This is a genomic window from Labrenzia sp. VG12 (genome assembly GCF_002237595.1).
Taxonomy (GTDB): Bacteria; Pseudomonadota; Alphaproteobacteria; order Rhizobiales; family Stappiaceae; genus Roseibium.
The window spans coordinates 3,226,804-3,239,010 of sequence record NZ_CP022529.1 but is presented as its reverse complement, the minus strand read 5'-3'; the positions used below and the strand labels follow the sequence as shown (position 1 = coordinate 3,239,010).

Annotated in this window: 7 protein-coding genes; 3 read left to right on the top strand and 4 right to left on the bottom strand. The window is 60.6% G+C overall.

What is annotated here, in order from left to right; genetic code table 11:
• Nucleotides 1-16: 16 nt before the first annotated feature.
• Nucleotides 17-1,075 carry an ABC transporter ATP-binding protein gene (locus CHH27_RS14985; protein WP_094072306.1) on the top strand — a complete coding sequence of 353 codons (1,059 nt, stop codon included), beginning with the start codon at nt 17-19 and terminating at the stop codon, nt 1,073-1,075.
• Nucleotides 1,076-1,091: 16 nt separating this feature from the next.
• Here CHH27_RS14985 and CHH27_RS14980 read toward each other — a convergent pair whose 3' ends face one another.
• The 4 genes from CHH27_RS14980 to CHH27_RS14965 form a co-directional block, all read right to left on the bottom strand.
• Nucleotides 1,092-2,531, bottom strand: coding sequence for a serine protease (locus CHH27_RS14980; protein ID WP_094072305.1), 1,440 nt, complete (start codon nt 2,529-2,531; stop codon nt 1,092-1,094).
• A 167-nt stretch (nt 2,532-2,698) separates the two neighbouring features.
• Entirely contained in the window at nt 2,699-3,574 is an 876-nt protein-coding gene (locus tag CHH27_RS14975) for a transglutaminase family protein (RefSeq protein ID WP_094072304.1), read from the bottom strand.
• A 56-nt stretch (nt 3,575-3,630) separates the two neighbouring features.
• Nucleotides 3,631-6,036, bottom strand: coding sequence for a circularly permuted type 2 ATP-grasp protein (locus CHH27_RS14970; RefSeq protein ID WP_094072303.1), 2,406 nt, complete (start codon nt 6,034-6,036; stop codon nt 3,631-3,633).
• A 153-nt stretch (nt 6,037-6,189) separates the two neighbouring features.
• Complete coding sequence (locus CHH27_RS14965; protein WP_094072302.1) at nt 6,190-9,525, bottom strand: DUF2126 domain-containing protein; 3,336 nt, start codon at nt 9,523-9,525, stop codon at nt 6,190-6,192.
• Between the two features lie 505 nt (nt 9,526-10,030).
• On the opposite strand from CHH27_RS14965, the gene CHH27_RS14960 reads away from it, so the two are divergent.
• Together CHH27_RS14960 and kynA are read left to right on the top strand one after the other, a co-directional pair.
• Complete coding sequence (locus CHH27_RS14960) at nt 10,031-11,119, top strand: ABC transporter substrate-binding protein (RefSeq protein ID WP_094072301.1); 1,089 nt, start codon at nt 10,031-10,033, stop codon at nt 11,117-11,119.
• Between the two features lie 145 nt (nt 11,120-11,264).
• Entirely contained in the window at nt 11,265-12,119 is an 855-nt protein-coding gene (gene kynA, locus CHH27_RS14955) for a tryptophan 2,3-dioxygenase (protein ID WP_094072300.1), read from the top strand.
• Nucleotides 12,120-12,207 lie beyond the last annotated feature (88 nt).

The following is a 12,207-nucleotide window of genomic DNA, read 5'->3' as shown; positions in this document are numbered from 1 at the left end:
AGTAGGAGAGCGGAAAATGGGAGCGATCCAGCTCAACAAGGTCGAAAAATGGTTCGGTAGTCTCCAGGTGATCAAGGGGATCGACCTGGACATTCAGGATGGCGAATTCGTGATTTTTGTCGGACCGTCAGGATGCGGCAAGTCCACCTTGTTGCGCCTGATCTCAGGTCTGGAGGAAACCAGCCGGGGAACGATCGACATTGACGGCAAGGACGTCACGGCTCTGCCGCCATCCGGGCGCGGACTGTCGATGGTGTTCCAGTCCTATGCGCTTTATCCGCATATGTCCGTGCGAGAAAATGTCGGGTTCGGCTTGAAGACGGCAGGTGTGCCCAAGGCAGAAATCGAACGCAAGGTCAATGACGCGGCGGATGTCCTGAAGCTTGGCGATTACCTGGACCGGCGGCCGAAGGCGCTCTCGGGCGGGCAGCGTCAGCGGGTTGCCATCGGCCGCGCGATTGTGCGCGAACCGAGCGCCTTCCTATTCGACGAACCGCTGTCAAACCTCGATGCCGCCCTGCGTGTCGAGATGCGTTTCGAAGTTGCGCGTCTGCACAAGAGCCTTGGCACGACCATGATCTACGTCACCCATGATCAGGTCGAGGCGATGACGCTGGCCGACAAGATCGTGGTGCTGCAAAGCGGCAAGATCGAACAGGTCGGCTCACCGCGCGAGCTCTATGAACGGCCGGACAATCTGTTTGTCGCCCAGTTCATCGGCTCTCCGAAAATGAACGTGCTGCCCTGCTCGGTGGAGGGTGATCAGTTTTCCCTGCAGGGCCACGGCGGCGGGCATTACCCGCATGCCGGATCCGCGCAATTGCCGGTGAAACTCGGCATTCGCCCGGAGCACATGCACATCGTCGGATCGGGCGAAGGACATTGTGTTGGCACGGTTGAAGTTGCCGAATATCTGGGGGCCGACACGTTCCTTTATGTCGCGCTGGATGGCCTGGAGACTGTCCTGGTGCGCATCAGCGGCTCGGAAACCGTGGAAGAAGGGGCGCGCGTCGGTCTGAGGTTTGACGAGAGCCGCATGCATTTCTTTGACGCAGGCGGCCAGGCAGTGCGCTGATTTCCTGCTTGAGCGCTCAGTTCTTGCAGAGGATCAGCACCGTGTAGCGCGCGGCTTCCTCGTCGATCTGGGTCGGGCTCTTGAGGCTTGTGATCGTGTTGTAGGACGGGCTCAGGCCGAGGCTTTCCATGAAGGTTGCCATCAGCCGGCCCCGGATCGCAAAGTTGATATTCTCGGGCAAGTCGCCTGCAACCCGAAGTGTCTTGAACTTGTCGAGCCGGGAGACAACGGTGCCGATCAGCGCGCCGGTCCGGTCGAGAACGGGGCCACCCGAGTTGCCGGGCTGGACAGGGGCGGACACCATGAAGTGGCGGATGTCGCCTTGTACGCCGGCAAGCGACGACACGATACCATGGGTGAAATTCAGATTGTTGTCGAGCAGCTGCGCGAAGGGATAGCCGAGGACGAAGATTTCCTCACCGCGCAGGATCGGCTGTTTCGCCCGGAATTTGACAACGTGGTCGGCGTGTTTCCTGTCGAGCTGGATGATGGCCAGATCGTTGACGAGATCGGCCTGGATCAGCGTGGCAGTACCGTATCCAGGAACGTCAAGATAGCTGCACTCGCTGACGACATGCGCATTGGTTCCGATATGACCCTCTTTGGTCAGGACGTAACCCGAGCCGGAAGAGGAGCCGGCGGGTTTCCTGTAAACCTGGCCTGACGGGTCTGCCTGCTCCTGTGGACCGTTTGCCCGCGGCAGGGACTTCAGCTCCGGCGCGGAAGTCATGGCATCCAGTTTTCCGGCCTCCGGACCGCCGTCATAGTAACGCAAGCTGTTGGACATGGCGACAGCCACACGTCTCATGAAGACGGCGTGTTTCTTGTCCCAGAACAAGGAAAACCCCCGGCTGTCTTCCGGCGTCTTCATGATTCTGACAAAAAAATCCCGACCGTCCTGCTGGCCTGAGACGACAAAATAGTCGTTGCGAAACAACTTGGTGTCGAGTGATCTGCCATTTCTTGAAGAGGTCAGACGCTGATAGAGTTCCTTGTAGGACGTGTCACCCTTTGCAATGCGCAGGGTTTCCAGTTCGATGCTGCTGTCATAGGCCTGCCAGCGGTGTCCGCGTTCCGATTTTGAACTTGCCTCAAACAGCTTGGCCGGAATTCCGAAGGTAATGCCGGTCAAGGCTTCGTTTCGGGTTTCAAAACCGACCCGTTTGACCAGATCCAGTCCGTCTCTTTGAAGGATCAGGGTTTGCGCGGCGTCCAGCACGCCATCGGAGCCGAACTCCCGGTGTTTCTGAAAGCTCTTCAGGGCCTTGTAGGTCTGTGGGCCGAATGCGCCGTCGACGATCGTTTCGTAGTCGCCGGTGAAGACAAGCAGGAACTGTGTGCGAATGCGCTCCTGGTAGGTCAAATCGTTGAACCAGGCCTTCGAACGATTGTAGTCGGCGAAGCTCGCGCCTGCCGAAACAAGAAGGACAAGGACTGCAAATAACACCGAACGCATCACCAGCTCCCGCACCCTAGAGCATGAAAAAACACCTCTTGATCGCGCTCCAGAGTTTAGCAAAAGCGGGCATGAGGGAACAGTTCGGTTCGGGTCAGCGGGGGATATCTTGCGATAAAATTCCAGGCCCTTGATAAGCTTGGAGAAGTTTTCCCGGGCAAACCGGGTTACCGCGGAATGACGTCCACCTTGTGCCCCGTCGTCTGGCCTCCGGCCGTGCGCAAGACACCTTTCACGGGCGCAACGTCGCCGTAGTCGCGGCCACGAGCAACGACGATGTGGTCCTGCCCGACCCGCAGGGCATTGGTCGGGTCATATTCTATCCAGCCGACCTCGATACCGCACCAGGCCCTTACCCAGGCATGCATGGCATCGGCCCCTTCCAGCCGCGGCTGGCCCTTGGGGGGGATCGTGCGCAGAAACCCGCTGACATATCCGGCGGGCACGCCAAGGCTTCTGAGGCAGGCGATCATGATATGCGAGAAGTCCTGGCAGACGCCCTGACGTCGCTCGAACGCCTCGATGGCCGGCGTGTCGACCGTTGTCGCATCGGGGTCGAAGGTCAGGTCCTCGTGCAGCGCCCGGCCGATTGTCTCGACAGCTGCGATGACGCTCATGTCGGATGAAACATGTTCCTCGGCATAGACTGCGAAAGCGGGATCGGATGGTAATCTCGGTGAGGCGGAGAGGAAATGCACGGGTTCGTTCGGGCCAAGGCACTGGATTGCGGACACTTCCCTGGCAAGTGATGGCAGCGCGGGGGAAATGTCGAACTCTTCTGGCGTCGCCGTTCGGTCGACCCGCGCCTTCAGAGTGAAAACCAGTTCGCTGTGGGCCTTGCGGAAAGTGACATCGGTAACCGCATTGGTGAAAAAGTCGACGCGGTCGTGGCGCTCCGATGGTCCCGGCTTCACATGCACCTGTCCAGCCAGCAGCTTTTGCTCACCGGGGATCGTTGCGGGCATCAGGCGCAGGGCATGGATCCCGGAATTGGCCGGACTGGCATAAGTGTAGTTGATCTCCAGATTCAGGTCGTAAAGCACGGGCGTCTCATCGGCGGTGTCTGGAGCAGATAACCCGCCCCGGTTCGATTTTGTTTTCAGCGGATATAGGCATCGGTCAGTTCAACCGAGAGATAGGCGATCTGGTCCCGCAGCTCGCCGAGTTTTTCCGGCGTCAGCGTTTCGGGTGTCGAGATGGCCAGGCTGGTGTGAACCTGCAGAACGGAACGGGCGAGGTCCGACAGGTGACCCTGATCCGTCGCACCGGGCAGGACTTCGATGTGATCCTTCATGTCGCTCAGCTGATAGAGCACGGAGCGGGGGTTCTTGGTGTCCATTGCCAACAGGTCCAGCACGGTGGACTGGCTGAGGGAAACAGCGTAACGGCGGCTCATGGACATCGCGCTGTCGCCGACCTCCAGCAGCAGTTCAAGAGCGCCTTCAGGCGCGTCTGCGGCCGTGAACTCGGTCAGCAGATCGGCCATTCGGTGGGCGCGTTCCAGGGCGCGGCCGATGCTCAGGAAACGCCAACCGGTAAAGCGATACATGTTTTCATGAACCAGCCCGGAGAAGCCGGTGATCTTGCGCAGCAGCAGCCCCATCGCGCGGGTGACGTCGGCACTCTCGCGCATGGTGCGCCGGGCGCCATTGGCGGTCTGGGCGAGATCATTCAGTGCCAGCCAGCCATCGACCGAAAAGCGGTCGCGTACCTTGCCGGCGCTTCCCACCGCTGCCTGCAGCATGTCGCAAAGGCCGGCCGGGATCGGATGGTCGGGGGCGACGCCGATCTTGTCGAGAAACTCCTCTGTCTGGGCAACAAGGGGAGCGTCCGGGTCGGCGGTTTCCAGGAGACGTGCGTGATAGGCGCGCAGCAACCGGACTGCGCCTTCCGCCCGTTCCACATAGCGGCCGAGCCAGAAGAGGTTGTCGGCGGCACGGGAGGGCAAGGTGCCGCTCTGCGCCTTGAAGAACGGCGACTCGATCTGGTGCAGCAAGGTTTCCTTGACGGGTTTCTGACCGCCAACGATCCAGACATCGGCGGCCGAACCGCCCGCCTGCATCGCGATGGCACTGGCATCCTCCGTGCGGCCGATGCGGGCAAAACCACCGGACATGACTTCCCACCCCCTGGCGGTGCGCGCCAGAAACACCCGCAAGGACATGGGGCGCGGCACCAGACGTTCGTCCTGATACGCCGGTGTCGTAGACAGCGTCACGGCTTCCTGGGCAACCAGGTCGCCTGCCTTGCTGTCGATCCAGCTATCAAGAACCCCCTGGTTCAACCGGTGAAAATCCTTGCCGATGAAATCGGTCTGGGCCGAGGCGAACGGCAGGGCCGTGCTGAGCGCCGGACTGAACATCATGGTTTCGGCGTGGTCCTTGACGTAGCTCCGCGTTGCTGCCTCGCCGCACCACCATGTGGCAACATTGGGCAGTTTCAGCTGTTCTCCAATGAGGTGTTCGCTGATCCGCGGCAGGAAGGCGAGCAGCGCGCGGGTCTCCAGAATGCCGGTGCCGAGTGCGTTGATCATGGTGACGGCACCCTGGCGAACTGCCTGGACCAGTCCGGGTGTTCCGATCTGCGAGGTCTCGTTCATTTCAACCGGGTCGATCCAGGCACTGTCGAGGCGGCGCCACAGCACGCTGACGGGCCTGAGCCCGGCAACGGTCCTGACCATCAAGCGCCCGTTTTCAACCGTCAGGTCTTCACCTTCCAGCAGCATGAAACCGAGATAGCGGGCAATATAGGCATGTTCGAAATAAGTGTCGTTCAATGGACCCGGCGTCAGGATCGAGACCCTGCTGTCCGGCTCGCCGCGCAGGTCGACCAGGTGATCGCGGAAGCGGCGGAAAAAGCTGGCCAGGCGATGCACATTGGCCTTGGCGAAGAATTCATTGAAGACGCGGCCCGTTGCCACCCGGTTTTCCAAAGCGAAACCGGCACCGGACGGTGCCTGGGCGCGGTCCGACAGCACCCACCAGGTGCCGTCCGGCCCCCGGCCGATCTCGAATGCCAGAAAATGCAGGAAATGGCCGGATTTCGGTGAGACGCCGACCAGGGGACGCTGCCATTCGGGGCTCCGGGCAATCAGGCTGGCCGGAAGGAAACCGTCGGCAACAAGCCGGTTCTGTCCATAGAGATCGGCCACCACGTGCTCAAGCAGTTCCGCCCGCTGGATGAGGCCTTCCGAAATGACCTGCCAGTCGTCCTGGCTGATGATCACCGGAATGTGGCTGAGCGGCCACTCGCGTTCATTGGCGCCGTCCTGGCCATATTGGCGAAAGTAGACGCCGGCATCGTTCAGATACTGGTTGCCGCGGGCAAAGCGCTCTTGAATGTCTTCAGCTGACAGGGAGGACAGGTGGTCCAGGAAGGGGCGCCAGACCTGGCGTACCCGGCCTTCGGGATCAAGGAGTTCGTCCGAGACATCCGGAAAAGGACGATAGGCCTTTAACAGGCTGTAGGCATGTGCCCCTTTTTCTGCGTTTTCGTCCAGACTCATGCATCGTTTCCAAGCGGCGGGTCAGTGTCAGGTTTTTGACAGACAATAGCTGATCTCGGCAGAAATCGTAGCGCATCTTGTTTGCGCTCCGTTAAACTGGGAAGCTCTGCCCGTTTTGCCTGATCTTCTAACCCGGACCGCCGGATCTGGTCATCAGACATTGTGCGGTCTGCGCAGGTCCAGGGTCAATGGAAACTCCGGATGCGGCCGTTCGGGTTCGGGCATGTAGAGGCCCGGTGTATGCCCGTGGGGCTCGAACCGCGCGAGACGCCGGGCTTCCGCTTCGTTGCCATTGACCGGAAACGTCTCGTAGTTGCGTCCGCCCGGATGGGCGACATGATAGACGCAGCCGCCAAGGGCCCGTCCGCTCCAGCGATCGAAGATGTCGAAGGTGAGCGGAGCATCGACAGGATGGACCGGATGCAGGGCCATGGCCGGTTGCCAGGCCTTGTAGCGCACGCCTGCCACGGAGACGCCGTTGGTTTCGGTCTTCTGCAAAGGCATCATGCGGCGATTGCAGGTGACCAGATAGCGGTCCGGGTCGCTGGTCGTGAGCTTGACCTGCAGCCGTTCCGTGGAACTGTCGGTATAACGGACCGTCCCGCCGATCGCGCCGGTTTCCCCCAGAACATGCCAGGGTTCCAGCGCCTGGCGCAGTTCCAGGTGAACACCGTCAACCTCGATCTCGCCGCAGAACGGAAAGCGGAATTCGCCCTGGGCCTTGAACCAGTCGGGACGCATCTGGAAACCGTGGTGGTCAAGGTCCTTCAGGACGTCCATGAAATCGGCCCAGACAAAATGCGGCAGCATGAAACGGTCATGCAGGGTCGTGCCCCAGCGGGTCAGGTCGCCGGAGAGCGGGTGTTGCCACAGCCGGGCGATCAGGGCGCGCAGAAGCAGCTGCTGGGCGAGGCTCATGCGCGGGTCCGGCGGCATTTCAAAGCCGCGGAATTCGACCAGGCCGAGCCGGCCGGTTGGACCATCCGGAGAATAGAGCTTGTCGATGCAGATTTCCGCGCGGTGGGTATTGCCGGTGACATCGACCAGCAGATTGCGCAGGAGCCGGTCGACAAGCCAGGGGAAGGGCGTCGGGCCTTCCTGCGGGCGATGGATCTGAGACAGGGCAACCTCCAGCTCGTAAAGCCCGTCATGACGGGCCTCGTCGATGCGCGGCGCCTGGGAGGTCGGGCCGATGAACAGACCTGAAAACAGGTAGGACAGGCTCGGATGGCGCTGCCAGTGCAGGATCAGGCTGCGCAGCAGGTCTGGCCGGCGCAGGAACGGGCTGTCCAGGGGCGTCGCACCGCCCACCACCACATGATTGCCGCCGCCGGTTCCGGTGTGCTTGCCGTCAATCATGAACTTGTCGGCGCCGAGCCGGGACTGTCTTGCGTCTTCATAAACCCCCTCGGTGATGGCAACGCAGTCCTGCCAGCTGGCCGCCGGGTGAATGTTGACCTCGACCACTCCCGGATCGGGGGCTACCCGGATGACATTCATGCGCGGGTCGGGCGGAGGCGGGTAGCCTTCGATATGAACCGGCAGGCCAAGCTCTCCTGCGGCGGCTTCTGCAACGGATACCAGTTCCAGATAATCCTCGATCCGTTCCACCGGTGGCATGAACACACAGAGCCGGCCATCGCGGGGCTCGATCGACATCGCGGTCCGGACAGCGGCGTCTCCCAACTCGTTCTCGGGCAAGGTCTGTTCGCGCCGGTCCTGTTGCGCTTCGCTGGCGGTGAAACGGGCAATGTCCTGGGCACGATCCGGTTTCGGGCCGGCTGGAAATTCCGGCAGCGGGTCCCGCGGAACGGTCGGATCGGCGATATTGGTATAGGGATACTGGGCCGGGCTCACATAGGGCAGTGATTCCAGTGGCAGGCGATAGCCGACCGGACTGTCGCCGGGCACCAGAAACAGCGCGTCGCGGCGCAGTTTCCAGTGTTCGGAGCGCCAGCGGCGTCCTTCGCTTGCCCTGGCCTGCCAGCGCTGCACCGGCAGAACATATCCGGCCGGCGTGGCAAGGCCGCGGTCGAACACCCGGGCAATCCGGTGCCGCGCTTCCGCGTCTTCCAACTCAGAGTTTTCCGGGGTGACGTTGGCCGGAAGATTGGCTTCCTTGATCATCCAGTGCGCCGGGTCTTCATAAGCGGGCACGACATGGTCCGGATCGATCTCCAACCGCTCTGCGATCGCCGTCATCAGGGCTTCTGCCTTCGCCGGGGTGGCGTCCGCGTCACTGCCCTCATCGGCAATCAGGTCCGGATCGTGCCAGATCGGCTTTTCATCCCGGCGCCAGAAGAGAGAGAAGGTCCAGCGGGGGAGCGTCTCGCCCGGATACCATTTGCCCTGGCCGTAATGCAGGAACCCGCCGGGAGCGAACCGGTCGCGCAACTTGCGGATCAGGGTGTCCGCCTTCTGCCGTTTGGTGGGACCGACAGCATCCGTGTTCCATTCCGCCGATTCAAAATCGTCGATGGAAACGAAAGTCGGTTCACCGCCCATGGTCAGGCGGACATCCTCCTGGCCCAGGATCCGGTCGACCTTTTCACCCATCTGGTTCAGGGCCGCCCAGGCGTCGTCTGAAAAGGGTTTGGTGATGCGCGGGTGCTCGGCAACGCGCGCCACCTTCATGTCAAAGGCAAAATCCACATCGGCTTTGCTGGCCATGCCGACAATGGGCGCCGCATTGGCGTAGTGCGGGGTCGCGGCTAGGGGAATGTGGCTCTCGCCGGTCAGCAAACCAGAAGTCGGGTCCAGACCGATCCAACCGGCCCCGGGCAGATAGACCTCGGCCCAGGCATGCAGATCCGTGAAATCGTGATCCGTGCCGGACGGGCCGTCGAGGGCTTCCAGATCCGGTTTCAACTGAATGAGGTAACCGGACACGAACCGCGCGGCAAATCCGAGGTGCCGGAGCGCCTGCACCAGAAGCCAGCTGGAATCCCGGCAGGAGCCAGTGCCCTTTTCAAACGTTTCCTCGGGTGTCTGAACGCCCGGTTCCATGCGAATGACGTAGCCGACTTCCTGCGACACGCGTGCATTCAGCCCGACAATGAAATCCACCGTGCGCTGGCTGTCCCTTGGCACCGCCTCAAGGAAGGCCTTCATGCGCGGACCGGTCGGGTCGAGGCGTCTGTAGATCTGGAGGTCTTCGCTGAGCTCGGGCGGATAGTCGAACGGCCATTCCTCGGCGCTTTCCTCGATGAAGAAGTCGAACGGATTGTAGACCGTCATGTCGGCGACCAGATCGACCTCGATCTTGAACTCGCGCACTGGCTCGGGGAAGACAAAGCGCGCCAGCCAGTTGCCATACGGGTCCTGCTGGTGATTGACGAAGTGGCCGGAGGGGGAAACCTTCAGCGAATGCGACAGCACACGTGTGCGGCTATGCGGTGCGGGGCGGAGCCGGATGATCTGGGGGCTTAAGGTGACCGGCCGGTCGTAACGATAATGCGTAAGATGATAAATGCTTGCTCTGATGGACATTTTCTGGGCCCCGAACTGCTACCGGTCACATGCGCACTCAGGGTTTCACAAAACTGGACCCGGCACCACGTCAATCTGTAGGCAATGACGGTTCGACAGGATCAACTGCCTCCTGTCGCCTGTTTCGTGAACGAGGTGAAACGAGGACGACCATCGCATTGCTAGTATTAGTCAGCTGTTCCTACTGATTTCGTTAAGCATTTTGCGACGGTTCCGCCCTATGATGCGGCTAGATGTTTGACTTTGGTGTTGTGGAATTGCCAAATGAAAACTGATTTTTGCCGGGCAGGCTGAATTCTGCTTGCGCGGGAAACTCGAGAACGGTTGTTCGAGCATGTTCAATTGCAGCCTTTTCGGGAAAACGTGTGTAGGCGAAAAACTAAATTGTGCGTAAGTGGCTGCATCAACCGGTGATCTCAGCCAATGTCGCTAGTATGATAGCACAATTGCCGCTTTCGGTTTGGAACCCGCCCGTATCGAATGAGGGCCTGAGCGAAGGAATGCGATGATCGTCAGATTGGTGTGCATCTTCTGTTTCTGGGCCGTTTCCTTTGCGGCCCAAGCTGCCGACTTTCGCGTCACCTTCATCAATCCCGGCGACCACCGCGGGTTTTGGGGCGAAGTCACGCGGACCATGGCGGCTGCCGCGTCTGATCTGAATGTCGACCTGGAAGTCTTGCATGCCGGCCGGCAACCTTACGAAATGGAAGCCCTGCTTGCCCGGCGTCTCGCGGAAGGTGACCTGCCGGATTATTTCATTCTGGTCAACGAGAACCAGTCGGCAGCGCGGTTGATGCAGCTGATGGACGGGCATGGAAGCAAAGTGCTCTTCCTGCTCAATAATCTGACCTCGAAGCAGAAGACAGAGCTCGAGCGGCGTAACATCGATGTCGAGAAGGTGATTGCGTCGATCGTGCCCGACAATGAGACAGCCGGTTTTGATATGGCGGAAAGTCTCATCGAGACATCAAGACTGTTGCAGCCTGACAAGGATGAATTGAGACTGCTGGCCCTGACGGGCGACAGCACCACACCTGCCGCGCTGCAGCGTGAACTGGGCATGATGCGCGCCGTGGCTGCGCATCCACATGTCACGCTTTTGCATTCCATTCCCGTCAACTGGAGTGAGGACGAGGCCTACCGGCACACCAAGGCCGTTCTCTCCCGCACGACAGTGGATGTCGTCTGGGGCGCCAACGACGATCTGGCGATCGGAGCACGAAGGGCTGCGGAAGAAGCAGGGCTGATCGCCGGCAAGGACATTTTTTTCGCCGGGTTGAACTGGTCGAGGCGCGGCATGGAGGCGGTCAAGACATCCGGCATGACCATGAGCCATGGCGGTCATTTCTTCGCCGGGGCCTGGTCCGTTGTGATGCTACGCGACCACTATTTCAGGGACGCACAGGGAGAGATCTTCGTGGATGTCCTGTTCAAGATGTCTCCTATTACTCCGGACAATGTAGAAATGTACATGCAGCGGCTTGGCGACGGAGACTGGAACAAGATCGATTTCAGGCAGTTCTGCAAGTCGCGTACGGGCAACAGCAATTATGATTTTTCGGCCGAGGCCATCCTGGAAGCCGCCGGCAGCTAGAGTCCGTCCCTTGAATGCTTTTGGGCTTGTAGAGCACACTTAAGTGGTTTTCCTGACTTCTTGAATTCTCTCCTATCCAACGCCCGCGTCAGGGCGTTATAGAAGCCTGACAAAGGGTCTGAAAGAACCCCCAAGGGAGAGAGTGATGACTGACACCACGGACAAGGACAGCGCCTATAATCCGGAAAGCGAAGGCGCGGAGATGCGCTTTGCCGACAAGATGTCCTATGGCGACTATCTCGGGCTGTCGCAGATCCTGTCGGCGCAGGCGCCGCTGTCCAAGGCGCCGGATGAATTGCTGTTCATTATCCAGCATCAGACTTCCGAACTCTGGATGAAACTGATGCTGCACGAGCTGAACGCGGCAAGGGATGCCATTTCCGAGGATCACATGCCTGAGGCCATGAAACTGCTGGCACGGGTCAGCCGCATCATGGAACAGCTGAATTCGGCCTGGGATGTGCTCAGGACCATGACGCCGAGCGACTACACCCAGTTCCGCGATGCGCTCGGCATGTCCTCCGGCTTCCAGTCACTGCAATACCGTCTGATCGAATATGCGCTGGGCAACCGGAACCTTGCGATGGTGCGGCCGCATGACCATGATCCGGCAAGTGTGGCCCTGCTTGAGGCCGAGCTGGCACGGCCGAGCCTTTACCAGGTGGTGCTGGAATTCGCCCGCCGGCGCGGACTGGCCGTTCCGGAGGCCGTGACCGATACACCGGCAGCGGCGCCTCACACGGAAGTTCCTGAAATCATGGCCCTCTGGCAGACCGTCTATCAGGATCCGTCGGCGCATTGGGCGCTCTATGAAGTCGGAGAAAAGCTGGTCGACCTGGAAGACTATTTCCGCCGTTGGCGCTTCAACCACGTGACCACGGTCGAGCGGGTGATCGGCTTCAAGCGCGGCACCGGCGGAACCGGTGGCGTGAGCTATCTGAAGCGCATGCTCGAAGTCGAGCTCTTTCCCGAACTCTGGCACGTGCGCACCGCGCTCTGAGGCGCGCCGGGCGTTGCCGGCCTTTGGACCAATTGCGTGTTTGCCATCTGCGCCAGTGCCGATAGAGTAACCCGCCAAGGGCTTGCAA

Coding starts and splice junctions, on each gene's coding strand:
- CHH27_RS14970 (WP_094072303.1), bottom strand. CDS start 6,036: ATGAGTCTGGACGAAAACGCAGAAAAAGGGGCACATGCCTACAGCCTG.
- CHH27_RS14965 (WP_094072302.1), bottom strand. CDS start 9,525: ATGTCCATCAGAGCAAGCATTTATCATCTTACGCATTATCGTTACGAC.
- CHH27_RS14980 (WP_094072305.1), bottom strand. CDS start 2,531: ATGCGTTCGGTGTTATTTGCAGTCCTTGTCCTTCTTGTTTCGGCAGGC.
- CHH27_RS14985 (WP_094072306.1), top strand. CDS start 17: ATGGGAGCGATCCAGCTCAACAAGGTCGAAAAATGGTTCGGTAGTCTC.
- CHH27_RS14960 (WP_094072301.1), top strand. CDS start 10,031: ATGATCGTCAGATTGGTGTGCATCTTCTGTTTCTGGGCCGTTTCCTTT.
- kynA (WP_094072300.1), top strand. CDS start 11,265: ATGACTGACACCACGGACAAGGACAGCGCCTATAATCCGGAAAGCGAA.